The sequence below is a fragment of the Pseudomonas jinjuensis genome (genome assembly GCF_900103845.1).
GTDB lineage: Bacteria > Pseudomonadota > Gammaproteobacteria > Pseudomonadales > Pseudomonadaceae > Pseudomonas > Pseudomonas jinjuensis.
The window spans coordinates 384,545-411,019 of sequence record NZ_FNIJ01000003.1 but is presented as its reverse complement, the minus strand read 5'-3'; the positions used below and the strand labels follow the sequence as shown (position 1 = coordinate 411,019).

The following is a 26,475-nucleotide window of genomic DNA, read 5'->3' as shown; positions in this document are numbered from 1 at the left end:
GCGGCCGAAGTGCCTACCCCCTTTCCTCGGCGATCACCTCCCTGTCGGTTGCGGCGCTCGGCTGCAGCCAGTGGGCGGGAACGCGCACCGGCAGGTCGAGCAGCATCTGGGCGAAGGACTTGCCCAGCGGATCGGAGCGCAGGCTGGATACCCCGCCTCCGTCCAGGGCGTTGTGCAGCAGGAAATTCATCGCGTGCAGGCCGGGCACGTCGAAGCGCTCGACTTCACCCTGAACTAGATGTGCGAACCACTCGCCGACCACCTCGGCGGTCAGCTGCTCGCGCAGGCACGCCAGCCACTCGGGGCGGCGGGCGATCACTGCGATGTTCTCGTCGTCGCCCTTGTCGCCGCTGCGCGCCACCGCGACCCGCAGCAGCGGCACGCTGATCCGCTCGCCCGGCTCGTCGACCGCACGCACCGGCGCCGGCTGCTGTCGAGTCGGCTCGGGCTCGCCGTCGGAGCCCAGCGCAGCCTCCACCGCCACGCATTCGCCATCCGCGCGATGCAGCGTCAGTTGCACCTCGGACTTGTCCAGGGTGAAGGGCAGCACGCGGATCAGCGACTGGATGTCGGCGCGCCCGGAGAAGGTGCTGCGCGTGCCGGCGGCCATCGAGGTGCCGGCCGAGGAGCATTCCTTCTGCAGGAAGCGCAGGGCTTTCGCCTCGGCATGGCGCACGGCGATGCGCAGCACCACTTCGCGGGTGGGCAGCCGGCGGGCATGGGCGCCGTACAGGCTCTCGCAGCCGAGCAGTTCGACGCGCGTCGCGCTGTAGTCGGCATGGCCGGCGGCGGCCATCATCCGCCGGGTGCGCGCCAGCAGCGCCTCGGCGGTGCGCCGGGCCTTGGCCGGCGCGTCGATGCCACGGATCGCCATCAGCTGCTGGAACTGGTAGCCGTCCTGCCAGGTGGCATTGCCCTTGTAGCGGTCGGTCGGCGGCAGGCCCCTGGCGCCACTGATGCGCACCGCCTGCGGGCCATGCCAGCGCGCCTGCACCGCGGTCAGGTCGCAGGTCACGTCGGGCATCAGGTAGCGCGACGGATCGCCGACCTCGTAGAGCAGCTGCTCGCTGACCGCCAGTGGGTCGATCAGCCCGCCGGTGCCGTCGGGTTTGCTCAGCACGCAGCTGCCGTCCTCGGCGCAGTCGATCAGCGGATAGCCGATGTTGTCCCAGCCTTCGACGCGCTCCCAGTCGGTGAACAGGCCGCCGGTGGCCTGCGCGCCACATTCGATGAGATGGCCGGCGAGGGTGGCGCCGGCCAGCCGGTCCCAGTCCCGCCACGACCAGCCGAACTCGTGGACCAGCGCGCCGCAGACCACCGCGCTGTCGACCACCCGGCCGGTGATGACGATATCCGCGCCGCTGGCCAGCGCATCGGCGATGCCGCGCGCGCCGATGTAGGCGCTCATCGATAGCAGCTGCGCGGGCAGCGCCGCCTCGCCGTCGAGACGCTGCAGGCTGTGGATGGCGCCGGCGCTCCAGGCGGGCAGCAGGTCGTCGCCGCTCACCACCGCCACCCGCGGCGCCAGTCCCTGGCGTTCGGCGACGCGCAGCACGGCGTCGCGGCAGGCCAGCGGGTTCAGGCCGCCAGCGTTGGCGATCAGCCGCACCTTGCGCTGCAGCAGCGTCGCCAGGTGCGGCTCGATCACCGCGCTGACGAAGTCCGTGGCATAACCCAGCGCCGGGTCCCTGGTCTGGGCGCGGGCGAGGATCGCCATGGTGGTTTCCGCCAGGTAGTCGTAGACCAGATAGTCCAGCCCCGGCACTTCCAGCAGTTGCGGCGTGGCGATGGCGGAGTCGCCCCAGAAGCCGCTGGCGCCGCCGATGCGTACGTGATTCGCAGGCTTGGCGATCATGCCGGCACCTCCTCGGCGAGAATCCGCGCCAGCGTCTGGCCAGTGCGGGTCTGGTCGCCTACCCGCAGCTCCAGTCCCTCGACTACGCCGGCGATGCGCGCGCACAGGCGGTGTTCCATCTTCATCGCCTCGATGACCATCAGCAGGTCGCCGGCGGCCACGCGCTCGCCGTTGCGCACGGCGACTTCGATCACCCGCGCCGACATTGGCGCGCTCAGCCGGCCGTCATCCCCGGCGCTGCTGCTGCGCGCCAGCGCGTCGGGGCGCTGAAGACGCCAGACCACGCCGGCGTGGGTCAGCAGCAGTGCGTCCGGCAGGTTCGCCACGCTCAGCGCCAGGCGCTCGCCATCCACCTCGCCGACGATGCGGCGCGCGATGCCGGGTGCCTCGCAGGACAGATGGCGGACCGCCAGGCGGCGCCCGTCCAGTTCGACCTCTGCCGCGTCCGGCCCGGCGACCAGGCGCACATCGAGCTCCGCATCGCCCAGGCGATAACGCAACCGCGCCGGCTGACCGCGCTGCAGGCCCGGCTCCGGCGCCGCCAGCTCGCTGGCCAGCGCCAGGGCCAGCAATGGCGCCGGCAGCGGCTTCGGCGCCACGCTGGGGAACTGTTCGGCGATGAAGCCGGTATGCGCGCGACCCGCGCGGAACAGCGGGTGGCGCAGGCAGTCGATGAGGAACGCCTGGTTGCTCGGCGTGCCCAGCAGCACGCACTGTTCGAGCCCGGCCGCGAGCTTGCGCACGGCCTCGGCGCGATCCGTGCCGTGGGCGACCAGCTTGGCGATCATCGAGTCGTAGTACGGGCTGATCTGTCCGCCGCTGCACAGCGCGTGATCGATGCGCAGATCGCCGCCGGGCGCCGGCGGCTGCCACGCCAGCACCGGGCCGGACTGCGGCAGGAAGCCGGATTCCGGCGCCTCGGCGCACAGGCGCACCTCGATGGCGTGGCCGTGGAAGCGCACGTCCTCCTGGGTGAAGCCCAGTGCCTCGCCGGCGGCGATGCGCAGCTGCCACTCCACCAGGTCCAGCCCGGTGACCGCTTCGGTCACCGCGTGTTCGACCTGCAGGCGGGTGTTCATCTCCATGAAGTAGAACGCGCCGCTCTCGTCGAGGAGGAATTCCAGGGTGCCGGCGCCGACATAGCCGATGCTGCGCGCCGCAGCCACGGCGGTGGCCGCCATGCGCTCGCGCAGCGCGGCGTCGACCGCGGGCGACGGCGTTTCCTCGATGACTTTCTGATGCCGGCGCTGCACCGAGCAGTCGCGCTCGCCCAGGTGCACGACGTTGCCGTGGCTGTCGGCGAGGATCTGCAGTTCGATGTGCCGCGGGCGGATCACCGCGCGTTCGAGCAACAGCTCGCCACAGCCGAACGCCGCCTGTGCCTCGGAACGCGCGGAAGCGAGCGCGGCCGGCAGCTCGGCGGCCTGATGGACGATGCGCATGCCGCGTCCGCCGCCGCCGGCAGCGGCCTTGACCATCAGCGGATAGCCGACCTGATCGGCTGCCGCGATGAAGTCGCCGTCGCTGGCGCCCTCGCCACGAAAACCGGGGACGGTCGGCACGTCGCTGGCTTCCATCAGGTCCTTGGCGCGCGCCTTGTTGCCCATCGCCTCGATGACCCGGGCCGGCGGGCCGACGAAGACCAGCCCGGCCTGTTCGACGCGCGCCGCGAATCCGGCGTTCTCCGAGAGGAAGCCGTAGCCGGGGTGGATCGCCTGCGCGCCGCTGCGCTCGGCGGCGGCGAGGATGGCGTCGATGTTCAGGTAGGAATCACGGGCCGGCGCGGCGCCGATGTACAGCGCCTGGTCCGCGGCGCGCACGTGCAGGGCGTCGCGGTCGGCGTCGGAGTACACCGCCACCGTGCGCAGGCCCAGGCGGCGCGCCGAACAGATGACGCGCAGGGCGATCTCGCCGCGGTTGGCCACCAGCAGGGTGTCGAAAGGTCGGGTGATCATGGGCGTTCCTCTTCGTTCGCCGGGACCGGCAGCGCGGCCACATCCGCCGCGGTCAGGCCGCTCTGCCAGCGGGCGGCGCGCTTGTCGCGAAACGCGGCGATGCCTTCGCCGCCTTCATCGTTCATGCACAGGGAGAAACAGCGCGCCGCCGCGTCGAGCCACAGGCCGCGCTGGCGGATGGCCTCGTCGTCGCGCAGCAGGCGCTTGAAGCGCTGGTTGGCGCGGGGCGCGCAGCGGCCGATGGCGCTCAGCAGCGCGGCGAGGCCGGCATCCAGCGCTTCCTTCGTGTCGAACAGCTCATCGACCAGGCCGAGATCCTGGGCGACGCGGCCGTCGAAGCGCCGCCCCGCCAGCGTCAGGCGCCGCAGCGTGGCGACGCCCAGGCGTTCGAGCAGGAACGGCGCGATCTGCGCGGGAACGATCCCCAGGCTGGTTTCGCTGAGGGAGAACTTCGCCTCGCTGTGCGCCAGCACGAAGTCGCAGCTGCCGGCCAGCCCGAGGCCGCCGCCGATGGCCGCGCCTTCGACCACCGCGACAGTGGGCACGTCGAGTGCACTCAGGCGTTCGAGGAAGCGGCCGAATTCGCGATTGCGCAGGGCCACCGGATCGTCGTCTCCCCCAGTGCTGGAGGCCAGGCGCTCGGCGAAGTTGCCGATGTTGCCGCCGGCGCTGAACATGCCCTGCGCACCGCGCAGCACGATGGCCCGCGCGCCTTCCTCCTGCGCCCTGGCGAGCGCGGCGTCGAGGGCCTGGACCATCTCCGGCGACAACGCGTTGCGGCTGGCGTGTGCGTCGAGCAGCAGGACGTGGAAGCCCTCGCGGACGTGGTGAAGAACCTGGCTCATCGGCTCATCAACCCCATCTGCTTGGCGATCACCTGCAGCATCACCTCGTCGGCGCCGCCGCCGATGGAGCCCAGGCGGTAGTCGCGATAGGCGCGCGACACCGGGTTGTCCCAGGTGTAGCCCATGCCGCCCTGGAACTGCATGCACCAGTCGGCCACCTCGCGCGACAGCCGGCCGGCCTTGAGCTTGGCCATGGACGCCAGCTCGACCACGTCCTCGCCGTCGATGTAGGCCTGGGTCGCCGCATAGGTCAGCGCGCGCAGCGCCTCGACCTCGGTCTTCAGCTCGGCCAGCTTGTACTGGATGAACTGGTTGTCCAGCAGCGGCTTGCCGAAGGCCACGCGCTGGCGCAGATACTCGGCGGTGTCCTCGATCAGGCTGGTGATCGACAGCCGGCGGGCGGCGCCATTCAGGCGTTCCTCCTGGAACTGGCGCATCTGGTAGAAGAAGCCCTTGCCTTCCTCGCCGACCCGGTTGCGCTGCGGCACCCGCACTTCGTCGAAGAAGATCTGCGCGGTGTCGGACGACCACATGCCGAACTTCCTGATCTTCTGCACGCTGATGCCCGGGCGCAGCTTGCCGTTCTCGCGCAGCGGCACGATGACGATCGACTTGTTGCGGTGGCCGGTGCCTTCCGAGGTGTTGCACAGCAGGCAGATCCAGTCGGCCTGGGTGCCGTTGGTGATCCACATCTTGCTGCCGCTGATGACGTAGTCGTCGCCATCCTTGCGTGCGTAGGTCTTGAGCGAGGCCACGTCGGAGCCGGCGCCGGTCTCGGAAACGCCGATGGCGGCGACCATGTCGCCGGCGATGGCCGGGGCCAGGTAATCGCGGCGCAGGTCATCGGAGCCGAACGCGGCCAGCGCCGGGGTCGCCATGTCGCACTGCACGCCGATGCCCATGCCGACGCCCTGGGACTTCATGTAGCCGAGTGCTTCGCCCACGGCCAGCGAGTAGGAGAAGTCGAGGCCGAGGCCGCCGTATTCCACCGGCTTGCTGACCCCCAGCAGGCCAAGGTTGCCGAGCTTCTTGAACAGCTCGTGGGCCGGGAAGATTTCCGCCGCTTCCCACTCGTCGGCATGGGGGTCGATCTCTTCGGCGACGAAGCGGCGGACGGTGGCCATGATCTTGCGATGTTCTTCGGTGTACAGCATGGGCAGGTTCTCCTGATTGGGATTGGCCGCGGCTCAGAAGCGCGCGACGCCGAACTGGATGGGGCGGACCGGCGTGCGCTCGGCGTGAAGGCAGATGGACAGAGCCATGGCGAGTACCGCGCGGGTGTCGCGCGGATCGATCACGCCGTCGTCGAGCAGCAGCCCGCTGGTGACGAAGGCGCTGGCCTGGCGCTCGAAATTGGCGACGATCTCCGCGTTCTGCCGCGCCAGGCGTTCCTCGTCGACGGCCACGCCTTTGCGCTCGGCCTGGGCGCGGGCGACGATCTCCAGGGTGGTGGCGGCCTGTTCGCCGCCCATCACCGCGGTGCGCGCGTTGGGCCAGGAGAAGCAGAAGCGCGGCTGGAAGCCGCGGCCGCACATGCCGTAGTTGCCGGCGCCGTAGGAGGCGCCGCAGTACAGGGTGATGCGCGGAACCGGCGCGTTGGCGATGGCCTGGATCAGCTTGGCGCCGTGCTTGATCATCCCGGCCTCCTCGGAAGCGCGGCCGACGATGAAGCCGGTGGTGTTCTGCAGGAACAGCAGCGGCGTGGCCGACTGCACGCAGAGCTGGATGAACTGCGCCGCCTTGGCCGCGCCCTGCGGATCGATGGGGCCGTTGTTGCTGATGAAGCCGACCGCCATGCCGTCGATCCGGCCGCGCCCGCAGAGGGTGCCGGGACCGTGGTCGGTCTTGAATTCCATGAACGCCGAGTCGTCCGCCAGGCGCGCGATCACTTCGCGCATGTCCACCGGCGTGCGGGTCTGCGCCGGCATCAGCGCCAGCAGGTCCTCGGCCGGATAGCGCGGCGGCAGGACCGGCGCGGAAGGCTTCCGCGGCTTGTCCCAGTCCAGTCCGGCGACGATTTCGCGGGCGATGGCCAGCGCCTGGGCGTCGTTCTCGGCGGTGTACTCGGCCAGCCCGGAGACGCAGGCGTGCATCCGCGCGCCACCCAGTTCCTCCTCGCTGGCGATTTCGCCGGTGGCGGCCTTGAGCAGCGGCGGGCCGGCGAGGAAGGCGCGGGCGCGGCCCTCGACCATCACCACGTAGTCGGACAGTCCCGGCAGGTAGGCGCCGCCGGCGGTGGACGAGCCGTGCACCACGGTGACGATCGGCAGGCCGGCGGCGGACAGCCGGGCGAGGTTGTAGAACATGCCGCCGCCGCGGATGAACTTGTCGACCTTGTACTTGCGCAGGTTCGACCCGCCGCTCTCCACCAGCATCACCAGCGGCAGGCGGTTCTCCAGGGCGATCTCCTGGCAGCGCATCAGCTTCTGGTTGCCGGGCTCGGTCATCGCCCCGGCGTCGATCCCAGAATCGTTGACCACCACCATGCAGCGCACGCCGCTGACGAAGCCGATGCCGGCGATCTGGCTGCCGCCGGGGATCGAGGTGTCCGGATCGGGATCGTCCACGCAGTAGCCGGCCAGGTTGGCCAGCGGCAGGAAGGCTGCGCCCGGGTCCAGCAGATGGGCCAGCCGCTCGCGCGGCAGCAGCGCCCCGCGTTTGGCGAAGGTGGCCTCGGCGCGCGCCGAGGCCTGGGCGGCCCGGGCGTCGAGGTCATGCAGGCGCTGCACCGCGGCGAGCATGCTGGCGCGGCGTTCCGCGATGGCGGGATCGGTGGGGTCGAAGCGGGTTTCGATAGGACGCATAAGCATTGTTCTCGGCAAATCCAGGGTGAGCGAGGGCGTCACCGGACCTGCGGCCGGCGAGCCAGAACGAAACGGTGGAGGCTGAAGCGCTAGATCACCTGGCGCTCGCGCAAGCGGTCGATGCGCTCGGCGGAAGCGCCGAGCAGGTCGCGCAGTACGTCTCTGGTGTCCGCGCCCAGCAGCGGCGGCGCACGGTGCTCGACCGGCGAGGCGGAAAGATTCAGCGGGCTCCTGAGCATCGGGATTTCGCCGCCGCGGCCATGGGGCACGCTGAGCTGCAGGCCGCGATGACGCACCTGGGGATCGGCGAACACACCGGCGAAGTCGTTGACCGTGCCGCACGGCACGCCCACGGCGGCGAGGCGCTCCATCCAGTCGCCGGTGTCGCGCGCCAGCAGGGCCGGCGCCAACGCCGCGTACATCGCCGAACGGTTGCGCACCCGCTCGTAGTTGCTGGCGAAGCGCGGGTCGGCGGCCAGTTCGTTCAGGCCGATGGCGTCGAGCAGGGCGCTGAACTGGCCGTTGTTGCCCACCGCGAGGATCAGCCGGCCGTCCCGCGTGGCGTAGATTTCCGAGGGCGCGGCCACCGGATTGGCGTTGCCGATGCGCGCCGGCAGCTTGCCGGTGAGCAGGTAGCCAAGGGCCAGGTGGCCATTCAGCGCCACCGCCGAGTCGAGCATCGCGGCATCGATGAACTGGCCCTCGCCGGTCTGGCCGCGCTGGATCAGCGCGCCGAGGATGGAAATGCTGGCGTACAGGCCGGTGACGATGTCGGTGATCGGGATGGCGGTGCGCATCGGCCCGGCGCCCGGCTCGCCATCGGGGTGGCCGCAGGTGCTCATCAGGCCGGACAGGCCCTGCAGGATGAAGTCATAGGCCGGGCGGGCGGCGTACGGACCATCGCTGCCGAAACCGGTGACCGAGCAGTAGATCAGCCGCGGAAAACGGGCGCGCATGCTCGCCGCGTCGAGCCCGTAGCGGGCCAGCGAGCCGACCTTGTAGTTCTCCACCAGCACATCGCACTGTTCGGCGAGCTGATGGATCAGCGCCTGGCCTTCGGGCTGGGAGATGTCGATGGTCACCGAGCGCTTGCCACGATTGCAGGCCAGGTAGAAGGCCGAGTCGTTGCTGTCCGAACCATCGGCATTCTTGACGAAGGGTCCCATGCGCCGGGTGTCGTCGCCTTCGCCCGGCCGTTCGATCTTGATCACTTCGGCGCCGAGGTCGGCCAGCACCTGCGTCGCCCACGGCCCGGCGACGACGCGCGTCAGGTCGAGAACACGTACTCCGGATAGAACGCCCATATCGCGGCTCCCAATGGTCTTGTTGTTATCGATTGGAATGACCCGATACTAACCACCTCGATGCGCTTCGATGTTCGCTTTTGATTAAGGGGGGGTTGCCGGGGGGGAAATGACAACCAGCGACGGTGACGCAGTAGACTGGCCACGGTCTCCTCCGCACGTCAGGGACAGGAATTCGCATGCACTTCGATCTATTCGACCTCCAGCTCTTCGTTCACATCGCCGACGAAGCCAGCCTCACCAAGGGTGCGGAAAACAGTTGCATTTCGCTTCCCGCGGCCAGCCGGCGCGTCAAGCAACTGGAGAGCAACATCGGCACCCAGCTGCTGCACCGCGGCGCCACCGGCGTCACCCCGACCGCCGCGGGCCAGGCGCTGCTGCAACACGCGCGCCGGGTGCTGCAGCAGCTGGAACACCTCAAGTGCGATCTGCACGACTACGCCGAGGGCATCAAGGGCAATATCCGCGTCCAGGCCAACACCACCTCGCTGGCCGGACACCTGCCGCAGGCGCTGGGCGAGTTCCTCTCGCTGTACCCGCAGGCCAGGATCGACCTGCGCGAGCGCGCCAGCCGGGAAGTCGTCGCCGCCGTGCTCGATGGCGAGGCGGACATCGGCTTCATCGCCGGGGAGATCGATATCGGCGGCCTGGAAGTCCATCCCTACGGCGATGACGAACTGGTGCTGGTGACCAGCCCCGGCCATCGCTTCGCCGAGCGGGAGCGCATCTCGTTCACCGAGACCCTGGACGAGCAGCACATCTGCCTGCATGAAGGCACGGCGCTCTCGCATTTCCTGCCGCGCGTCGCCCAGGCCATGGGGCACGACATGAGCTTCTACGTGCAGGTCGGCAGTTTCGAGTCGGCATGCCGGCTGATCGAGGCGGGGGTCGGCATCGGCGTCGTGCCGCGTTCCTCCGCCGAGCGCCATGCCCGGACCATGCGCCTGCACATTCTCAAGTTCAACGATCGCTGGGCACTGCGCAAGGCCAAGATGGTGGTGCGCGAATACGCGAGCCTTCCGCGCATCAGCCAGGAGCTGGTACGCCACCTGGTGAGCCAGAGTCCGTCGGCCAGCGTGCTGCCGGGGCGGCCCTATCGGCGGCTGCACGTCTGAGTCCGTTACTGGCGCGAGCTTTGCCCGACGGGCGGGGTTCTTCGTAGGAGCGAGCTTGCCTCGCGAACCCGCCCAGCACCGATGACCGCCGGGAAATTCGTTCGCGAGCAAGCTCGCTCCTACAAGGCCGGACACGCCCTGCACAAAAAACAGCCAGAAAACCTGACTCCGAAGTCCGTATCCGCTAGAATGCGCGCCGCTCGGCATTCCGCCGGCATGGGTTCCCTCACCCCATTCGCGTAAAAAGGACATCGCATGTCAGCCCTTTCCCCGGCGGCACGGCGCGGCGCTCTGGCCGGCCTGATCGCCTTCCACATCCTCATCATCATCGCCAGCAACTACCTGGTGCAGCTGCCCATGACCCTGTTCGGCTGGCAGACCACCTGGGGTGCGTTCAGCTTCCCGTTCATCTTCCTCGCCACCGACCTCACCGTGCGCCTGCTCGGCAAGGGCCCGGCGCGGCAGGTGATCGCGCGGGTGATGCTGCCGGCGCTGGCGGTGTCCTACGTGGTCTCGGTGCTGTTCCAGGAAGGCGCGTTCCGCGGCGCCGGTGCGCTGCTGGAGTTCAACACCTTCGTCGCGCGCATATCGCTGGCGAGCTTCCTCGCCTACGTGCTCGGGCAGGTCCTCGACATCCAGGTCTTCGACCGCCTGCGCAAGCTCAGCCGCTGGTGGATCGCCCCGGTGCTGTCGACCATCGCCGGCAACCTGCTGGACACCTTCGCCTTCTTCTCCATCGCCTTCTGGCGCAGCGACAACGCCTTCATGGCGCAGCACTGGGTGGAGATCGCCACCGTCGATTACGGCGTCAAGCTGGCGGTCAGCCTGATCCTCTTCGTGCCGCTCTACGGCGTGCTGCTCAACGCCATCCTGCGGCGCCTGACGCAGCGTTCCGCCTACGCTTGATCCCTCCCGCAAAAACCTCCGGTCGGCGGCCCATCTGCGAAAAGATTTGCCGCCGCCGCCCCCTGCTTAGGAAAAAACCGCGGCGCCGCTCCCCCTAGCATGGTCTCCAAGCCACCCGCTACGGAGACGCCGCCATGTCCTACGCCCACCCCCTGCTGTTCAAGTCGCTGTGCTACGTGAACGGCCACTGGCTGCACAGCGCCAGCGGCGCCAGCATCGCCGTGCAGAATCCCGCCACCCGCGAAGCCATCGGCCACGTACCGCTGCTGGAGCGCGAGCAGATCGTCGCCGCGGTGGATGCCGCCCACGCCGCCTTCCCGGCCTGGCGCCAGCGCAGCCTCGACGAGCGCGCTGCCATCCTGCGCCGCTGGGGCGAGCTGATCCTGCAGCATCGCGAGGACCTGGCGCAGATTCTTTCTCTCGAACAGGGCAAGCCGCTGTTCGAGGCGCGCGGCGAGATCGACTACGCGGCCAGCTTCATCCCCTGGTTCGCCGAACAGGCGCGGCGCCTGGACGGGCGCAACATTCCCAGCCATATCCCCGGCGCGCACCTGGGCACCGTGGTCGAGCCGGTCGGTGTTGCCGCGCTGCTGACGCCGTGGAACTTCCCCTCGGCGATGATCACCCGCAAGGCCGCCGCCGCCCTGGCCGCCGGTTGCAGCGTGGTGGTCAAGCCGGCCCACGAGACGCCCTACTCCGCCTTCGCCCTGGCGCAACTGGCCGAGGAAGCCGGCTTCCCCGCCGGGGTGTTCAACGTGGTCCTCGGCGAGCCGCAGATGGCCATGGAAACCCTGGTCGGCGACAGCCGCGTGCGCGCCGTGAGCTTCACCGGCTCGACCCGCGTCGGCAAGCTGGTGCTGCAGGTCGCCGCCCAGGACGTGAAGAAGGTGGCGCTGGAACTGGGCGGCAACGCGCCCTTCATCGTGCTCGCCGATGCCGATCTGGACCACGCGGTGAAGTTCGCCATCGACGCCAAGTTCCAGACCTCCGGGCAGGACTGCTGCGCGGCCAACCGCATCCTGGTCCAGCGCGAACTCTACGAACCCTTCCTGCAGCGCTTCGCCCGCGCCGTGCGCGAACTGCGCGTCGGCCCGGCCAGCGATGAGCGCAGCCAGATCGGCCCGCTGATGCACCAGGGCGCCTTCGACGTGACCTGCGCGCGGGTCGGCGAGGCCATCGACAGCGGCGCCCGGCTGCTCGCCGGCGGTGAACCCCATGCCCTCGGCGGCTGGTTCTACCAGCCCACCGTGCTGGCCGACGTGACGCCCCGGATGCGTATCTGGCGCGAGGAAAACTTCGCTCCCATCGCCGGCGTGACGCCCTTCGATTCCATCGAGGAAATCGTCGCGCTGGCCAACGACAGCGAATACGGACTGGCCGCCTACATTTGTGGGCAGCGCCTCGACCAGGTGTGGCCGCTGATGCGCCGCCTGGAGTTCGCCATGGTTGCGGTGAACGGCGCCAGGTTCACCGGCCACCCCATTCCCTTCGGCGGCATGAAGGCTTCGGGCCTGGGCCGCGAGGGTAGCGGCGAGGGTTTCGAACCCTTCGTCGAGACCAAGTACTTCTGCCTGCACCACGGCGCCATCTAACCGCGAGGAACATGCCATGAGCGACTACGCCAAACTCTTCGAACAGGACCGCGCGCACTTCATGCACCCGTCCACCCACGCCCACGACCACGCCAGCGGCGCGCTGGCCGGGCGGATCATCACCGGCGCCTCCGGCGTGCGCATCCGCGACCACCAGGGCCGCGAGCTGCTCGACGCCTTCGCCGGGCTGTACTGCGTGAACATCGGCTACGGCCGCACCGAGGTCGCCGAGGCGATCTACGAGCAGGCCAAGCAGCTGGCCTACTACCACACCTACGTCGGCCACTCCTCCGAGGCGATCATCGAGCTGTCCAGCCGGATCATCCAGGACTGGGCGCCGGCCGGGATGAAGAAGGTCTACTACGGCATGTCCGGCTCGGACGCCAACGAGACCCAGATCAAGCTGGTGCGCTACTACAACAACGTGCTCGGCCGTCCGCAGAAGAAAAAGATCATCTCGCGCCAGCGCGGCTACCACGGCTCGGGCCTGGTCACCGGCAGCCTGACCGGCCTGGCGAGCTTCCACCAGCACTTCGACCTGCCGGTGGAAGGCGTGAAGCACACCCTCTGCCCGCACTTCTACAAGGCGCCGGCGGGCATGGATGAAGCGGCCTTCGTGCGCCATTGCGCCGACGAGCTGGAGAAACTGATCCTCGCCGAAGGCCCGGACACCGTGGCCGCCTTCATCGGCGAACCGGTGATGGGCACCGGCGGCATCATCGTCCCGCCCCAGGGCTACTGGGAGGCGATCCAGGCGGTGCTGGCGAAGTACGACGTGCTGCTGATCGCCGACGAGGTGGTCTGCGCCTTCGGCCGCGTCGGCGACAGGATGGGCAGCCAGCGCTACGGCCTCAAGCCCGACCTGATCACCACCGCCAAGGGCCTGACCAGCGCCTACGCGCCGCTGTCCGCGGTGATCGTCGGCGAGAAGGTATGGGACGTGATCGACAGCGCCTCGACCCGCGAAGGCGCCATGGGCCATGGCTGGACCTATTCCGGCCACCCGATCTGCGCCGCCGCCGCGCTGGCCAACCTGGACATCCTCGAACGCGAGAACATCACCGCCAACGCCGGCGAAGTCGGCGCCTACCTCAACCAGCAGCTGCGCCAGACCTTCGAGGGCCATCCGCTGGTGGGCGAAGTGCGCGGCGACGGCATGCTCGCGGCGCTGGAGTTCATGGCCGACAAGGACGCGCGCACACCGTTCGACCCGGCGCTGAAGGTCGGCCCGAAGGTTTCTGCGGCCTGCCTGGAACGCGGCATGATCGCCCGCGCCATGCCCCACGGCGACATCCTCGGCTTCGCTCCACCGCTGGTGCTGACCCGCGCGGAAGCGGACGAGATCGTGTCGATCGCCAGGGCGGCGGTGGATGCGGTGGCGGCGGAGGTGCTCTGAGGGAGAGGCGCCGGGTTTGCCCTCACCCTAACCCTGGCTGCGCGCCCCGCTCCTGAGGGAGAGGGGACTGTTTGGCTTGAGGCGGAGCAGCGTGCCTCCCGGCAACGCCGTACAACGCCCTCTCCCTCCGGGAGAGGGCGGGGGTGAGGGGATCAGCCTGCACCGACGCCAACCGTAGGGTGGAAAACGCGAAGCGTTTTCCACCATGCCGCCTCCCGAAAGGTGGACGTAAAAAGCCACGTCCACCCTACGCTTCAGCCCCTGCCCTTCTCCAGCTTGCGCAGAAACACCGTCATCTCCTTCTCCGCCTGCTTGTCTCCATGCGCCTGCGCCGCGGCGATGCCGTCGGTCCAGGCCTGGCGGGCGCCGTCGGGGTCGCCGCTGGCCTGCAACGCCTTGCCCAGCAGCTTCCAGGCGGCGGAATACTTCGGGTCCTGCTCCACGCAGCGGCGCAGGTGCTCCACCGCGCGCGGTGCATCGCCGGCATCCAGGTAACCCTTGCCCAGACCGAAGCGCAGCAGCGGGTTGTCCACGCCCTTGGCGAGCATCTTTTCCAGACCTTCGAGCATATCCAGTCCTCTCTAGAAGAACGTCAATCCCGCCTGGAACAGCTTCTCCACATCGCGGATGCGGCGCTTGTCGACCACGAACAGGATCACGTGGTCGCCCGCCTCGACCACCGTCTCGCTGTGCGCGATCAGCACGTCGTCACCGCGGATCACCGCGCCGATGGTGGTGCCCGGCGGCAGGTTGACGTCGCTGAGCGGGCGGCCGATGACCTTGCTGGAGCGGGCGTCGCCATGGGCGATCACCTCGATGGCCTCCGCCGCGCCGCGGCGCAGCGAGTGCACGCTTTCCACGTCGCCGCGGCGCACGTGGGTCAGCAGGGTGCCGATGGTGGCGAGCTGCGGGCTGATGGCGATGTCGATGGTGCTGTCCTGCACCAGGTCGACGTAGGCGGGGTTGTTGATCAGGGTCATCACCTTGCGCGCGCCGAGCCGCTTGGCCAGCAGCGAGGACATGATGTTCGCCTCGTCGTCGTTGGTCAGGGCGAGGAACAGGTCGGCGTCGCCGATGTTCTCTTCCAGCAGCAGGTCGCGGTCGGAAGCGCTGCCCTGGAGGACGATGGCGCTGTCCAGGGTTTCCGAGAGATGCCGGCAGCGTCCCGGATTGTGCTCGATGATCTTCACCTGGTAGCGGCTCTCGATGGCCTCGGCCAGGCGTTCGCCGATGTTGCCGCCGCCGGCGATGATGATCCGCTTGTAGCTGACCTCGGCCTGGCGCATCTCGGCCATCACCGCGCGGATGTGGGCCTTGGCGGCGATGAAGAAGACCTCGTCGTCGGCCTCTATCAGGGTGTCGCCCTTGGGGATGATCGGCCGGTCGCGCCGGTAGATCGCCGCCACGCGGGTGTCGGCGTTGGGCATGTGCTCGCGGATCTGCCGCAGTTCCTGGCCCACCAGCGGGCCGCCGTAGTAGGCGCGGATGCCCACCAGCTGGGCCTTGCCCTCGGCGAAGTCGATCACCTGCAGCGAGCCGGGGTATTCGATCAGGCGCTTGATGTAGTTGGTGACCACCTGTTCCGGGCTGATCAGCACGTCCACCGGGATGGCCTCGTTGTCGAACAGGCCGGCACGGGTCAGGTAGGCCGCCTCGCGCACCCGGGCGATGCGCGTCGGCGTGTTGAACAGGGTGTAGGCGACCTGGCAGGCGACCATGTTCACTTCGTCGCTGTTGGTCACCGCCACCAGCATGTCGGCATCGTCGGCGCCGGCCTGGCGCAGCACCGTGGGGTAGGACGCCTTGCCGTGCACGGTGCGGATGTCCAGGCGGTCGCCGAGGTCGCGCAGGCGCTCGCCGTCGGTGTCGACCACGGTGATGTCGTTGGCTTCGCTGGCGAGGTGCTCGGCCAGTGTGCCGCCGACCTGGCCGGCACCGAGGATGATGATTTTCATGGAAGCGCGGGTTTCCCGATTCAGGCTGGTGCCGACAATTATCGCGCGGCGAATTCAGCGTGCAGAAATCTTGATCAATTTCGCGTAATAGAAACCGTCGTGTCCGCCGTCCTGCGGCAGCAGCTGGCGCCCGTGCGGCTGCTTCAGGCCCCAGGGGCCGGCCAGGTCCAGCTCGCGCGCGCCCGGGGTGCGGGCGAGGAAGGCGTCGATGCTGCCGGTGTTTTCCTGTGGCATCACCGAGCAGGTCGCGTAGACCAGCACGCCGCCGACTTCCAGGACCGGCCACAGCGCGTCGAGCAGCTCGCCCTGCAGTTGCGCCAGCGCGGCGATGTCCTCGGTGGTGCGGGTCAGCTTGATGTCCGGATGGCGGCGGATCACCCCGGTGGCCGAGCACGGCGCGTCGAGCAGGATGCGCTGGAACGGCTTGCCGTCCCACCAGGCGGCGGTGTCGCGGCCGTCGGCGGCGATCAGCTGGGCATCCAGCTTCAGCCGTTCGAGGTTCTCGCGCACGCGCACCAGGCGCGATTCCTCCAGGTCGACGCCGACCACGCCGGCCAGCGCCGGTTCGGCTTCCAGCAGGTGGCAGGTCTTGCCGCCGGGGGCGCAGCAGGCGTCCAGCACGCGCTGGCCGGGGGCCAGTTCGAACAGGTCGGCGGCCAGTTGCGCGGCCTCGTCCTGCACGCTGACGCGGCCTTCGGCGAAGCCCGGCAGCTCATGCACATCGCAGGGTTTTTCCAGCTGGATGCCGTCGCGGCTGAACTCGCAGGGCTGCGCCTCGATGCCGGCGGCGCGCAGTTCTTGCAGATAGGCGTCGCGGCTGCCATGGCGGCGGTTGACCCGCAAGGTCATCGGCGGATGCGCGTTGTTCGCCGCGCAGAGCGCTTCGAACTGCTCCGGCCAGGCCTGTTTCAGCGCCTTCTGCAGCCAGCGCGGATGGGCCAGGCGCGCCGCCGGGTCGCGGTCGAGGTCGGCCAGCAGCACTTCGCCCTCGCGCTGGGCGCGGCGCAGCACGGCGTTGAGCAGGCCCTTGGCCCAGCCCTTCTTCAATTTGTCGGCGCAGCCCACGGTCTCGCCGATGGCGGCGTGCGGCGGGATGCGCGTGTAGAGCAGCTGGTACAGGCCGACCAGCAGCAGCGCCTCGACGTCGCGGTCGCCGGCCTTGAACGGCTTCTGCAGCAGGCGCGCGGCGAGGGCGGACAGACGCGGCTGCCAGCGCGCGGCGCCGAACGCCAGCTCCTGGGTCAGGCCGCGGTCGCGCGGCGCCACCTGGTCCAGCTGCGCCGGCAGCGAGCTGCCCAGCGAAGCGCGGCCGGCGAGCACGGCGGCCAGGGCGCGGGCGGCGGCGAGGCGGGGGCTGATGCTCATTGGCCGAGCACCTGGCCGGCGGCGAACTGCTCGCGACGGCTGTTGAACAGGTCGGCGAAGGCCAGCGGCTTGCCGCCCGGCAGTTGCAGGCGGGTCAGGCGCAGTACGCCCTCGCCGCAGGCGACCAGCAGGCCGTCACGGCTGGCGTCGAGGATTTTCCCAGGCTCGCCACGGCCCTCGGCCAGTTGCGCGCCCCAGACCTTCAGCGGCTCGCCGTTCAGCGTGGTGTGGCAGGTCGGCCAGGGATCGAAGGCGCGCACCAGGCGCTCCAGCTCGACGGCCGGACGCGACCAGTCGATGCGCGCCTCGTCCTTGTTCAGCTTGTGCGCGTAGGTGGCGAGGCCGTCGTCCTGCACTTCGCCTTTCAGCGTGCCGGCGGCGAGGCCGGCGATGGCTTCCACCACCGCCGGCGGGCCGAGCCGGGCGAGGCGGTCGTGCAGGCTGCCGCCGGTGTCTTCGGCGGCGATCGGCGTGGTCACCTTGAGCAGCATCGGGCCGGTGTCGAGGCCGGCTTCCATCTGCATCACGGTGACGCCACTTTCCGCGTCGCCCGCCTCCACCGCGCGCTGGATCGGCGCCGCGCCGCGCCAGCGCGGCAGCAGCGAGGCGTGGCTGTTGATGCAGCCGAGGCGCGGGATGTCGAGCACCGCCTGCGGCAGGATCAGGCCATAGGCGACCACCACCATCAGGTCCGGCGCCAGCGCGGCCAGTTCCGCCTGGGCGGCGGGATCGCGCAGGGTCGGCGGCTGCAGCACCGGCAGGTTGTGTTCCACGGCGAGCTTCTTCACCGGGCTGGGCATCAGCTTCTGCCCGCGGCCGGCCGGGCGGTCCGGCTGGGTGTAGACGGCGGCGATCTGGTGCGGGGTGTCGAGCAGGGCTTTCAGGTGCTCGGCGGCGAATTCCGGGGTTCCGGCGAAGACGATGCGCAGTGCTTGGCTCATGCGGGGCTCGCTGAAAAGAAAAAAGGCTTGCCGGAGCAAGCCTTTGGGAGAGGTTCAGGCGCGTTGGCGATGCTGCTTTTCCAGCTTCTTCTTGATCCGGTCGCGCTTGAGGGTGGACAGGTAGTCGACGAACAGCTTGCCGTTGAGGTGATCGCATTCGTGCTGGATGCACACCGCGAGCAGACCCTCGGCGATTTCCTCGAAGGGCTTGCCGTCGCGGTCCAGCGCCTTGATCCTGACCTTCTGCGGGCGGTCGACGTTCTCGTAGAAACCGGGCACCGACAGGCATCCTTCCTGGTACTGATCCATCTGGTCGGTCAGCGCCTCGAACTCGGGGTTGATGAACACCCGCGGCTCGGACTTGTCCTCGGACAGATCCATGACGACGATGCGCTTGTGCACGTTCACCTGGGTGGCGGCGAGGCCGATGCCCGGGGCTTCGTACATGGTTTCGAACATGTCGTCGATCAGCTGGCGCACGGCGTCATCGACCACCTCGACCGGTTTGGCGATCGTGCGCAGGCGCGGATCGGGGAATTCGAGAATGTTCAGGATGGCCATATGCGTTTGTGATGCACTTGTGGAATAAAGTGAAAACCGGCTGCTAACATGACGAACAGCCTCGAAAAACGCCTGGAAGGCACGGTTGTTGCGGCTTCCGGACGGTTCATGTGTATACATAATAAAGGGATTCACCGCATGAGGAAAACACTACTCGCCCTGCTGCTGCTGGCCGTAGGCGGTGTGGCGCAGGGTGCCGTGCAGCTCAGGGAAGGCCATCCGGACCGCTACGTCGTGGTCAAGGGCGACACCCTCTGGGACATTTCCGGGAAATTCCTCGCCAAGCCGTGGAAATGGCCGGAAATCTGGCGGGTGAATCCGCAGATCCACAATCCCCACCTGATCTATCCGGGCGACGTGCTCAACCTCGTCTACGTCGACGGCCAGCCGCGCCTGGTGCTCGACCGCGGCGCGTCCCACGGCACCATCAAGCTGTCGCCGCGGGTGCGCAGCGAGCCGATCGCCGAGGCGATCCCGACCATCCCGCTGGAAAAGATCAACGCCTTCCTGCTCTCCAACCGCATCGTCGACAGTGACGCCGACTTCACCGCCGCGCCCTACGTGGTGGCCGGCGACTCCGAGCGGGTGGTCAGCGGCGCCGGCGACCGCGCCTATGCCCGCGGCAACCAGCTGGCCGAGGAAGGCAGCTACGGCATCTTCCGCCAGGCCAAGGTCTACACCGACCCGGATACCGAGGAAGTCCTCGGCATCGACGCCATGGACGTCGGCAGCGCCAACGTGGTGGCGAAGGAAGGCGACATCGCCACCCTCAACCTGACCCGCACCACCCAGGAAGTCCGCCCCGGCGACCGCCTGTTCCCCACCGAGGAACGCGCCGTCACCTCGACCTTCGTGCCGAGCGAGCCGAGCACCGAGATCAACGGCACCATCATCGACGTGCCGCGCGGTGTGACGCAGATCGGCAAGTACGACGTGGTGACCATCGACAAGGGCTCCCGCGACGGCCTCGCCGAAGGCAACGTGCTGGCGATCTACCGCCTCGGCGAAACCGTGCGCGACCGCGTCACCGACGAACTGGTGAAGATCCCGGACGAGCGCTCCGGCCTGGTGATGGTCTTCCGCACCTACAACCGCCTGAGCTACGGCCTGGTGCTGACCGCCAGCCGCTCGCTGGAAGTCGAGGACAAGGTGCGCAATCCCTGACCGGCGCGCAGTTCATGGAAAACCCGCTTCGGCGGGTTTTTCGTTTTCTGCGCCGGCATTTTTCGGAAGGGGACGACAGCGGCGAGCGCGGACTGCGGGCAAAGTCAGCGGCTTTCCGCGCGATGGAACGCTCCCATGCCCAGCCGTCTTTCTCCCGCTGAACTCGAAGCCCGCCTGCGTCTTCACGCCCTGCCCGAAATGGGCCCGCAACGCTTCCGCCGCCTGCTCTCCGCCTTCGACTCGGCCTGCGCCGCGCTCAGCGCACCGGCTTCGGCCTGGCGCTCGCTAGGCCTGCCCGGGCCTGCCGCCGAGCAGCGCCGCAGCGTGGCAATCCGCGAACAGGCGGCCGCCGCCCTGCGCTGGCTGGAACAGCCGCAACAGCACCTGCTGTGCTGGGACGATCCGGACTACCCCGCGCTCCTCGCCGAACTGGTGAATGCCCCGCCGCTGCTGTTCGTCGCCGGCTGCCGCGAGCTGCTGGAGACGCCGCAGCTGGCGCTGGTCGGCAGCCGCCGCGCCAGCCGTCCCGGGCTGGACATCGCCCACGCCTTCGCCCGCAGCCTGGCGGCCGGCGGTTTCACCGTCACCAGCGGCCTGGCCCTCGGCATCGATGGCGCCGCCCACCAGGGCGCGCTGGATGCCGGCGGGCGCACCGTGGCGGTGCTAGGTACCGGGCTGGAGCGGATCTATCCACATCGGCACCTCGGATTGGCCCGGCGCATCGTCGCCGAAGGTGGCGCGCTGGTCTCCGAACTGCCGCTGGACTGCCCGCCGCACGCCTCCAACTTCCCCCGGCGCAACCGCATCATCAGCGGGCTGTCGCTGGGCGTGCTGGTGGTCGAGGCGAGCACCTCCAGCGGCTCGCTGATCACCGCGCGCCTGGCTGCCGAGCAGGGCCGCGAGGTGTTCGCCATTCCCGGCTCGATCCACCATCCCGGCGCCCGCGGCTGCCATGAGCTGATCCGCGAGGGCGCGACCCTGGTGGAAAGCGTCGACGACATCCTGGAAAACCTGCGCGGCTGGCGCAATTGCGTTAGCGAGCCGGAAACCCGCAGCCATCCCCTGCTCGACCTGCTGCGCGCCGCGCCGCAAAGCGCCGAGGCGCTGGCGGGAGGCAGCGGCATGCGCCTGCCGGAGGTGCTGGTGGCGCTCACCGACCTGGAGCTGGAGGGGCTGGTGGCCTGCGAGGCCGGGCTGTGGATGCATCGGGCCGGCTGAAAACGTAAACTCCGCGCACTGTTTTGCCTGGAGTGCTTCGATGATCAGCAAGTGGCGCGTGCAGCGCGCAGCCAAGGTAGTGCGCGAAGGCGGGGTGATCGCCTATCCGACCGAAGCGGTGTGGGGCCTCGGCTGCGACCCGTGGAACGAGGACGCGGTCTACCGCCTGCTGGCGATCAAGGCGCGCCCGGTGGAAAAGGGCCTGATCCTGGTGGCCGACAACATCCGCCAGTTCGACTTCCTCCTCGCCGACCTGCCCGAAGCCTGGCAGCACCAGCTCGCCTCTACCTGGCCGGGCCCCAATACCTGGCTGGTGCCGCACCAGGAGCGCCTGCCCGACTGGATCACCGGCGAGCACGCCAGCGTCGCCCTGCGCGTCAGCGAGCATCCGCTGGTGCGCGAACTGTGCGCGCTGACCGGGCCGCTGGTATCGACTTCCGCCAATCCCGCCGGCCGCCCGGCCGCGCGCACCCGCCTGCGCATCGAGCAGTACTTCCATGAAGAGCTGGACGGCGTGCTCGGCGGCGCCCTCGGCGGGCGGCGCAATCCCAGCCTGATCCGCGACCTGGTGACCGGGCAGGTAGTCCGGCCTGCGTAAGGCGAGATCTTTTCGCCAGCAAGCTGGCTCCTACAGGTTCGGCACAACGGTTTACCTGTAGGAGCCAGCTTGCTGCGATCATTCATGGAGCCGAGCGTAGGGTGGATGAGGCTTTTTCATCCACCATTGCGGGGCCGCATGCGCGGCCATGGTGGATCGATGGAGCGTGATCCACCCTACGCATGCCCCAGCCGCAGAGCCGCGCGTTACGGCAACAGAATGGTCGACCCCGTAGTCCGCCTCCCGGCCAGCTCCACCTGCGCCTTGGCCGCATCTGCCAGGGCGAAGCGCTGGTTGATCTCCACCTTCACCTTGCCCGAGGTCAGCATGCCGAACAGGTCGTCGGCCATCGCCTGCAGGCGTTCCGGGGTGTTGGCGTAGCCGAACAGGGTCGGCCGGGTGACGTACAGCGAGCCCTTCTGCGCGAGGATGCCGAGGTTCACCCCGTCCACCGGGCCGGAGGCGTTGCCGAAGCTCACCACCAGCCCGCGCGGCGCGGTGCAGTCGAGGGAGATGCCCCAGGTGTCCTTGCCCACCGAGTCGTAGACCACCGGGCATTTCTTGCCGTCGGTGAGCTCCAGCACCCGCTCCACCACGTTCTCGCGGCTGTAGTCGATGGTCGCCCAGGCGCCGTGCGCTTTCGCCTGCCCGGCCTTTTCCGCCGAGCTGGCGGTGCCGATCAGATGCACGCCGAGCGCCTTCGCCCACTGGCAGGCGATCAGCCCGACGCCGCCGGCCGCCGCGTGCCAGAGCACGGTCTGCCCCGGTTGCACGTTGTAGGTCTGGCGCAGCAGGTACTGCACGGTCAGGCCCTTGAGCATGACCGCCGCGGCCTGTTCGAAGCTGATCGCGTCCGGCAGCTTGACCAGGTTCGCCGCCGGCAGCACGTGCAACTCGCTGTAGGCGCCGAGCGGGCCGGTGGCGTAGGCCACGCGGTCGCCGACCTTGAACGCGGTCACTTCGCTGCCCACCGCCTCCACCTCGCCGGCGCCCTCGGTGCCGAGCCCGGAGGGCAGCGAGGGTGCGGCATACAGCCCGCTGCGGAAGTAGGTGTCGATGAAGTTCAGGCCGATGGCGCGGTTGCGCACGCGGACTTCCCGGGGGTCCGGTGCGGCCGGCTGGTAGTCGGTGTATTCGAGGACTTCCGGGCCGCCGGGGCGGGCGAACTGGATACGCTTGGCCATGTCTGTCTCCTGCGATTCTCCGGGTGTCGAAATGGCCGACACCCGTCTGGGAAAAGACCTTCATCGAAGCTGGCCGATTGATCGGAGTCAAGGGAAGGATTTCCCACGACGGTGGTATGCTTTCCTGTCAATCAGCCGCGGCCCGCGGGCCGCGTGGCTTTCCCGCTCGCAAGGTGATTCCGTGACCGACCGTATCGAGGCCGTCAAGGCCTATCTGCTCGACCTGCAAGACCGCATCTGCGCCGCACTCGAAGCCGAAGACGGCAGCGCCCGTTTCGTCGAGGACGCCTGGCAGCGCCCCGCCGGTGGCGGCGGGCGCACCCGGGTGATCGCCGATGGCACGCTGATCGAGAAAGGCGGCGTGAACTTCTCCCACGTCTACGGCGTCGGCCTGCCGCCGTCGGCCAGCGCGCACCGGCCGGAACTGGCCGGCCGCGGCTTCCAGGCGCTCGGCGTGTCGCTGGTGATCCACCCGCGCAACCCGCACGTGCCGACCTCCCACGCCAACGTGCGCTTCTTCATCGCCGAGAAGGAAGGCGAGCCACCGGTCTGGTGGTTCGGCGGCGGCTTCGACCTGACCCCCTACTACGGCAACGAGGAAGACTGCGTGCACTGGCACAAGGTCGCCCGCGACGCCTGCGCGCCGTTCGGCGAGGACGTCTACCCGCGCTTCAAGGACTGGTGCGACCGCTACTTCTACCTGAAGCACCGCAACGAGCCGCGCGGCATCGGCGGGCTGTTCTTCGACGACCTCAACGAGTGGGACTTCGACACCTGCTTCGCCTTCCTGCGCGCCATCGGCGATGCCTACATCGAGGCCTACCTGCCGATCATCCAGCGCCGCAAGAACACCCCCTACACCGAGGCGCAGCGCGAGTTCCAGGAGTTCCGCCGTGGCCGCTACGTGGAATTCAACCTGGTCTACGACCGCGGCACCCTGTTCGGCCTGCAGTCCGGCGGCCGCACCGAGTCGATCCTCATGTCGCTGCCGCCGCAGGTGCGCTGGGGCTACGACTGGAAGCCGGCGCCGGGCTCAGAAGAGGCACGCCTGACCGAATACTTCCTCAAGGACCGCGACTGGCTGGGCCAGTCGTAAGACCATATCCGTAGGATGGGTTGAGCGCAGCGATACCCATCGCGGCCACCGCATAATGGTGGGTATCGCAAGCTCAACCCATCCTACAGAACCGTTACCTGATCCAAGGACCATCCATGGACCGCTACTGCGTCTTCGGCAACCCCATCGGTCACAGCAAGTCGCCGCTGATCCACCGCCTGTTCGCCGAGCAGACCGGCCAGGCGCTGACCTACGAGGCCGTGCTGGCGCCGCTGGACGACTTTGCCGGGGCCGCCCGCGCCTTCTTCGTGAGCGGTCGCGGCGCCAACGTCACCGTGCCGTTCAAGGAGGACGCCTACCGCCTGGCGACCGAGCTGAGCGAACGCGCCCGCCGTGCCGGCGCGGTGAATACCCTGATGAAGAACGCCGATGGCAGCCTGCTCGGCGACAACACCGACGGCGCCGGCCTGACCCGCGACCTGACCGTGAACAACGGCGTGGCGCTGGCCGGCAAACGCATCCTGGTGCTCGGTGCGGGCGGCGCGGTGCGTGGGATTCTCGAACCCTTCCTCGGCGAGAAACCGGCCGCGCTGGTGGTGGCCAACCGCACCGTCGACAAGGCCGAGCAGCTGGCCCGCGAGTTCGCCGACCTCGGCGAAGTGCGTGCCTGCGGCTTCGACCTGCGCGATGAGCCCTTCGACCTGATCGTCAACGGCACCTCGGCCAGCCTGGCCGGCGAGCTGCCGCCGCTCGACCCGGCGCTGGTCGAGCCCGGCCATACGGTCTGCTACGACATGATGTACGGCAAGGAAACCACCGCGTTCAACCGCTGGGCCGCCGAGCAGGGTGCGGCGCGCTGCATCGACGGGCTGGGCATGCTGGTCGAGCAGGCGGCGGAAGCCTTCCTGCTGTGGCGCGGCGTGCGGCCGGATTCGGCGCCGGTGCTGGCGGAGATGCGCAAGCAACTCGCAGCCTGATTCGACCATCGGTGCGATGCCATCGGCGGATAACCGCGAACGGTTATTCGCCCTACTCGCCTACGGTGGGATGCTGACTGTAGGAGCGGGCCATGCCCGCGACAGATTGCGGGTCGCGGGCATGGCCCGCTCCTACGATTCGAACTGGATATTTCCTCCCTCCCCCGCCTGCTTCGCCAGCTCCGCGATCACCTGCGGCCGCGCATGGCGCAGCACCAGGCGCCGGCCTTCCCCGGCGAGGCGGCGGGCCTCCTGGTGCAGCATGCGGGCGCCGGCGAAGTCGATGAAATTCACATGGTGCGCGTCCAGCACCAGGCGCTGGCCCTGGCTGCGCTGCATCAGGCGCTGCAGGTAGTCGCAGGCGCCGAAGAAGATCGAGCCTTCCACCCGCAGCACCTCCTCTTCCGCATTTTCCCAGTGCTGCACCTGCGGCCGCGAGGTGCGCTTCAGGTAGAAGAACAGCGACGCCAGCACCCCGGCGTAGATCGCGCTCTGCAGCGGCAGCAGCAGGGTCGCCATTGCGGTCAGCGCCATCACCAGGAACTCGGCGCGGCTGCCCTTCCACAGGGCGCGAATGGCCGGGCGATCCACCAGACCCCAGGCGATCAGCAGGATGCCGCCGGCCATCGCCGGCAGCGGGATATGGGTGATCAGGTCGCTGCCGGCCACCGCCAGCACCGCCACCCACAGCGCCGAGAACACGCCCGCCATGGGCGAACTGGCGCCGGCGTCGAGGTTCAGCCCGGAGCGGGTGAAGGAGCCGGCCGACAGCGTGCCGGAGAACCACGGGCCGATCAGGTTGGACAGCCCCTGCGCCCGCACCTCCTGGTTGGCGTCCAGCGTCTGCCCGCTGCGCGAGGCCAGGGAGCGGGCGATGGACAGGCTGGTGACCAGTCCGAGCATGCCGCAGGCCACCGCGGCGGGGAGCAATTGCAGCGTCGCATCCAGATCCAGCGGCAGCGGGCTGAACGGCGGCAAGGCGCTACTGAACGCCTGCACCCGCGCGACGTCGGCGAACACGGCAGGCAGCGCCCAGACCAGCAGGCTGGCGCCGAGCAGACCGATCAGCAACGCCGGCCAGCGCGGTCGCAGCCAGCGCACCAGCAGGCTCAGCAGAAGACTCACCAGCCCCACCGCCAGCGACGCCCGATCGAAATCCGCAAGCCGCTGCAGCAGCGCCCAGGCGCTCTCCAGCACGGTGCCCTGCCCGCCTGACGAGATGCCGAGCAGATAGGGCAACTGCCCGATGGCAATCACCAGCGCCGCACCGAAGGTGAAGCCGAGCACCACCGAGTGCGAGACGAAATTCACCAGCACGCCGAAGCGCAGCATCCCCAGCAGCCACTGGAACAGCCCGGCGACGAAGGTCAGCAGCAGCACCAGTTGCACGTATTCGCCGCTGCCGGGAGAAGCCAGCGGCGCGACGGCGGCCAGCAGCACCACCGAGATCGCCGCCGTCGGCCCGCCGATCAGGTGCCGCGACGAGCCCCACAGGCTGGCGACCATCACCGGCAGCATCGCCGCGTACAGCCCGTATTCCGCCGGCAGCCCGGCGATCAGCGCATAGGCCATGGACTGCGGCAGCGCCAGCACGGCGCCGCTCAGGCCGACCCAGGCGTCCTTGCCGACGGCGCGCGGGGAAAGCCCGGGCAGCCAGTCGAGGAACGGCAGCAGGCGGCGCAT

At 69.1% G+C, this 26,475-nt stretch carries 22 protein-coding genes; 9 read left to right on the top strand and 13 right to left on the bottom strand.

The features are described 5' to 3' along the window. Nucleotides 1-13 precede the first annotated feature (13 nt). From BLR75_RS06245 to BLR75_RS06220, 6 genes are all read right to left on the bottom strand, one after another. A complete protein-coding gene (locus tag BLR75_RS06245) occupies nucleotides 14-1,855 on the bottom strand; it encodes an acyclic terpene utilization AtuA family protein (protein ID WP_084314692.1) in 1,842 nt (613 codons plus the stop codon). Next, nucleotides 1,852-3,810, bottom strand: coding sequence for an acetyl-CoA carboxylase biotin carboxylase subunit (locus BLR75_RS06240; RefSeq protein WP_084314691.1), 1,959 nt, complete (start codon nucleotides 3,808-3,810; stop codon nucleotides 1,852-1,854). Before BLR75_RS06240 ends, BLR75_RS06245 begins: the two co-directional genes overlap by 4 nt. Continuing rightward, complete coding sequence (locus BLR75_RS06235) at nucleotides 3,807-4,655, bottom strand: enoyl-CoA hydratase/isomerase family protein (protein ID WP_084314690.1); 849 nt, start codon at nucleotides 4,653-4,655, stop codon at nucleotides 3,807-3,809. The genes BLR75_RS06240 and BLR75_RS06235 overlap by 4 nt, the downstream gene beginning before the upstream one ends. Beyond that, nucleotides 4,652-5,809: an acyl-CoA dehydrogenase family protein gene (locus BLR75_RS06230; protein ID WP_084314689.1), complete on the bottom strand. Its 1,158-nt coding sequence runs from the start codon at nucleotides 5,807-5,809 to the stop codon at nucleotides 4,652-4,654. The genes BLR75_RS06235 and BLR75_RS06230 overlap by 4 nt, the downstream gene beginning before the upstream one ends. A 33-nt stretch (nucleotides 5,810-5,842) precedes the next feature. Continuing rightward, nucleotides 5,843-7,459 carry an acyl-CoA carboxylase subunit beta gene (locus BLR75_RS06225; protein ID WP_084314688.1) on the bottom strand — a complete coding sequence of 539 codons (1,617 nt, stop codon included), beginning with the start codon at nucleotides 7,457-7,459 and terminating at the stop codon, nucleotides 5,843-5,845. An 89-nt stretch (nucleotides 7,460-7,548) separates the two neighbouring features. Beyond that, on the bottom strand, nucleotides 7,549-8,763 hold the full coding sequence (locus tag BLR75_RS06220) for a CaiB/BaiF CoA transferase family protein (protein WP_084314687.1): 1,215 nt from the start codon (nucleotides 8,761-8,763) through the stop codon (nucleotides 7,549-7,551). A gap of 179 nt (nucleotides 8,764-8,942) precedes the next feature. Between BLR75_RS06220 and BLR75_RS06215 the strand changes: the two genes are divergently transcribed. The 4 genes from BLR75_RS06215 to BLR75_RS06200 all read left to right on the top strand — a co-directional run bounded on the left by BLR75_RS06215 (nucleotide 8,943) and on the right by BLR75_RS06200 (nucleotide 13,772). Further along, on the top strand, nucleotides 8,943-9,878 hold the full coding sequence (locus BLR75_RS06215) for a LysR substrate-binding domain-containing protein (RefSeq protein ID WP_217633577.1): 936 nt from the start codon (nucleotides 8,943-8,945) through the stop codon (nucleotides 9,876-9,878). A gap of 255 nt (nucleotides 9,879-10,133) precedes the next feature. Then, nucleotides 10,134-10,784 carry a 7-cyano-7-deazaguanine/7-aminomethyl-7-deazaguanine transporter gene (locus BLR75_RS06210; protein ID WP_084314685.1) on the top strand — a complete coding sequence of 217 codons (651 nt, stop codon included), beginning with the start codon at nucleotides 10,134-10,136 and terminating at the stop codon, nucleotides 10,782-10,784. Between the two features lie 134 nt (nucleotides 10,785-10,918). Further along, nucleotides 10,919-12,376: an NAD-dependent succinate-semialdehyde dehydrogenase gene (locus tag BLR75_RS06205; RefSeq protein ID WP_084314684.1), complete on the top strand. Its 1,458-nt coding sequence runs from the start codon at nucleotides 10,919-10,921 to the stop codon at nucleotides 12,374-12,376. Nucleotides 12,377-12,392: 16 nt separating this feature from the next. After that, nucleotides 12,393-13,772 carry an aspartate aminotransferase family protein gene (locus tag BLR75_RS06200; protein WP_084314683.1) on the top strand — a complete coding sequence of 460 codons (1,380 nt, stop codon included), beginning with the start codon at nucleotides 12,393-12,395 and terminating at the stop codon, nucleotides 13,770-13,772. Nucleotides 13,773-14,026: 254 nt separating this feature from the next. On the opposite strand, the gene BLR75_RS06195 is transcribed toward BLR75_RS06200, so the two are convergent. The 5 genes from BLR75_RS06195 to def are packed head-to-tail and all read right to left on the bottom strand — an operon-like array spanning nucleotide 14,027 to nucleotide 18,594. Continuing rightward, complete coding sequence (locus tag BLR75_RS06195) at nucleotides 14,027-14,341, bottom strand: tetratricopeptide repeat protein (protein WP_084314682.1); 315 nt, start codon at nucleotides 14,339-14,341, stop codon at nucleotides 14,027-14,029. A gap of 12 nt (nucleotides 14,342-14,353) precedes the next feature. Further along, nucleotides 14,354-15,727, bottom strand: coding sequence for a Trk system potassium transporter TrkA (trkA, locus tag BLR75_RS06190; protein ID WP_084314681.1), 1,374 nt, complete (start codon nucleotides 15,725-15,727; stop codon nucleotides 14,354-14,356). A gap of 54 nt (nucleotides 15,728-15,781) precedes the next feature. Further along, nucleotides 15,782-17,086, bottom strand: a complete 1,305-nt coding sequence (rsmB, locus tag BLR75_RS06185; protein WP_084314720.1) for a 16S rRNA (cytosine(967)-C(5))-methyltransferase RsmB — start codon at nucleotides 17,084-17,086, stop codon at nucleotides 15,782-15,784. Between the two features lie 2 nt (nucleotides 17,087-17,088). Then, complete coding sequence (gene fmt, locus BLR75_RS06180) at nucleotides 17,089-18,033, bottom strand: methionyl-tRNA formyltransferase (protein WP_084314680.1); 945 nt, start codon at nucleotides 18,031-18,033, stop codon at nucleotides 17,089-17,091. 54 nt (nucleotides 18,034-18,087) lie between these two features. Then, nucleotides 18,088-18,594 (bottom strand): peptide deformylase, encoded by a 507-nt coding sequence (gene def / locus BLR75_RS06175; protein ID WP_084314679.1) that lies wholly within the window; start codon nucleotides 18,592-18,594, stop codon nucleotides 18,088-18,090. A gap of 138 nt (nucleotides 18,595-18,732) precedes the next feature. Between def and BLR75_RS06170 the strand changes: the two genes are divergently transcribed. The 3 genes from BLR75_RS06170 (at nucleotide 18,733) to tsaC (ending at nucleotide 21,574) form a co-directional block, all read left to right on the top strand. After that, nucleotides 18,733-19,758: a LysM peptidoglycan-binding domain-containing protein gene (locus BLR75_RS06170; protein ID WP_084314678.1), complete on the top strand. Its 1,026-nt coding sequence runs from the start codon at nucleotides 18,733-18,735 to the stop codon at nucleotides 19,756-19,758. A gap of 135 nt (nucleotides 19,759-19,893) precedes the next feature. Then, entirely contained in the window at nucleotides 19,894-20,976 is a 1,083-nt protein-coding gene (dprA, locus tag BLR75_RS06165; RefSeq protein WP_084314677.1) for a DNA-processing protein DprA, read from the top strand. 40 nt (nucleotides 20,977-21,016) lie between these two features. After that, the gene (tsaC, locus tag BLR75_RS06160) at nucleotides 21,017-21,574 is read left to right on the top strand and encodes an L-threonylcarbamoyladenylate synthase type 1 TsaC (protein ID WP_084314676.1); all 558 of its coding nucleotides are present in this window, start codon (nucleotides 21,017-21,019) and stop codon (nucleotides 21,572-21,574) included. A 206-nt stretch (nucleotides 21,575-21,780) separates the two neighbouring features. On the opposite strand, the gene BLR75_RS06155 is transcribed toward tsaC, so the two are convergent. After that, the gene (locus tag BLR75_RS06155; RefSeq protein ID WP_084314675.1) at nucleotides 21,781-22,758 is read right to left on the bottom strand and encodes an NADPH:quinone reductase; all 978 of its coding nucleotides are present in this window, start codon (nucleotides 22,756-22,758) and stop codon (nucleotides 21,781-21,783) included. Between the two features lie 181 nt (nucleotides 22,759-22,939). On the opposite strand from BLR75_RS06155, the gene hemF reads away from it, so the two are divergent. Together hemF and aroE are read left to right on the top strand one after the other, a co-directional pair. After that, nucleotides 22,940-23,854, top strand: coding sequence for an oxygen-dependent coproporphyrinogen oxidase (hemF, locus tag BLR75_RS06150; protein ID WP_084314674.1), 915 nt, complete (start codon nucleotides 22,940-22,942; stop codon nucleotides 23,852-23,854). Between the two features lie 116 nt (nucleotides 23,855-23,970). Continuing rightward, nucleotides 23,971-24,792, top strand: coding sequence for a shikimate dehydrogenase (aroE, locus tag BLR75_RS06145; protein WP_084314673.1), 822 nt, complete (start codon nucleotides 23,971-23,973; stop codon nucleotides 24,790-24,792). Between the two features lie 132 nt (nucleotides 24,793-24,924). Here aroE and BLR75_RS06140 read toward each other — a convergent pair whose 3' ends face one another. Continuing rightward, nucleotides 24,925-26,475 carry a SulP family inorganic anion transporter gene (locus BLR75_RS06140; protein ID WP_084314672.1) on the bottom strand — a complete coding sequence of 517 codons (1,551 nt, stop codon included), beginning with the start codon at nucleotides 26,473-26,475 and terminating at the stop codon, nucleotides 24,925-24,927.

Coding starts and splice junctions, on each gene's coding strand:
- BLR75_RS06210 (WP_084314685.1), top strand. CDS start 10,134: ATGTCAGCCCTTTCCCCGGCGGCACGGCGCGGCGCTCTGGCCGGCCTG.
- BLR75_RS06215 (WP_217633577.1), top strand. CDS start 8,943: ATGCACTTCGATCTATTCGACCTCCAGCTCTTCGTTCACATCGCCGAC.
- BLR75_RS06220 (WP_084314687.1), bottom strand. CDS start 8,763: ATGGGCGTTCTATCCGGAGTACGTGTTCTCGACCTGACGCGCGTCGTC.
- BLR75_RS06240 (WP_084314691.1), bottom strand. CDS start 3,810: ATGATCACCCGACCTTTCGACACCCTGCTGGTGGCCAACCGCGGCGAG.
- tsaC (WP_084314676.1), top strand. CDS start 21,017: ATGATCAGCAAGTGGCGCGTGCAGCGCGCAGCCAAGGTAGTGCGCGAA.
- BLR75_RS06170 (WP_084314678.1), top strand. CDS start 18,733: ATGAGGAAAACACTACTCGCCCTGCTGCTGCTGGCCGTAGGCGGTGTG.
- BLR75_RS06195 (WP_084314682.1), bottom strand. CDS start 14,341: ATGCTCGAAGGTCTGGAAAAGATGCTCGCCAAGGGCGTGGACAACCCG.
- trkA (WP_084314681.1), bottom strand. CDS start 15,727: ATGAAAATCATCATCCTCGGTGCCGGCCAGGTCGGCGGCACACTGGCC.
- BLR75_RS06205 (WP_084314684.1), top strand. CDS start 10,919: ATGTCCTACGCCCACCCCCTGCTGTTCAAGTCGCTGTGCTACGTGAAC.
- aroE (WP_084314673.1), top strand. CDS start 23,971: ATGGACCGCTACTGCGTCTTCGGCAACCCCATCGGTCACAGCAAGTCG.
- def (WP_084314679.1), bottom strand. CDS start 18,594: ATGGCCATCCTGAACATTCTCGAATTCCCCGATCCGCGCCTGCGCACG.
- BLR75_RS06225 (WP_084314688.1), bottom strand. CDS start 7,459: ATGCGTCCTATCGAAACCCGCTTCGACCCCACCGATCCCGCCATCGCG.
- BLR75_RS06235 (WP_084314690.1), bottom strand. CDS start 4,655: ATGAGCCAGGTTCTTCACCACGTCCGCGAGGGCTTCCACGTCCTGCTG.
- BLR75_RS06200 (WP_084314683.1), top strand. CDS start 12,393: ATGAGCGACTACGCCAAACTCTTCGAACAGGACCGCGCGCACTTCATG.
- fmt (WP_084314680.1), bottom strand. CDS start 18,033: ATGAGCCAAGCACTGCGCATCGTCTTCGCCGGAACCCCGGAATTCGCC.
- dprA (WP_084314677.1), top strand. CDS start 19,894: ATGCCCAGCCGTCTTTCTCCCGCTGAACTCGAAGCCCGCCTGCGTCTT.
- BLR75_RS06230 (WP_084314689.1), bottom strand. CDS start 5,809: ATGCTGTACACCGAAGAACATCGCAAGATCATGGCCACCGTCCGCCGC.
- BLR75_RS06245 (WP_084314692.1), bottom strand. CDS start 1,855: ATGATCGCCAAGCCTGCGAATCACGTACGCATCGGCGGCGCCAGCGGC.
- BLR75_RS06155 (WP_084314675.1), bottom strand. CDS start 22,758: ATGGCCAAGCGTATCCAGTTCGCCCGCCCCGGCGGCCCGGAAGTCCTC.
- BLR75_RS06140 (WP_084314672.1), bottom strand. CDS start 26,475: ATGCGCCGCCTGCTGCCGTTCCTCGACTGGCTGCCCGGGCTTTCCCCG.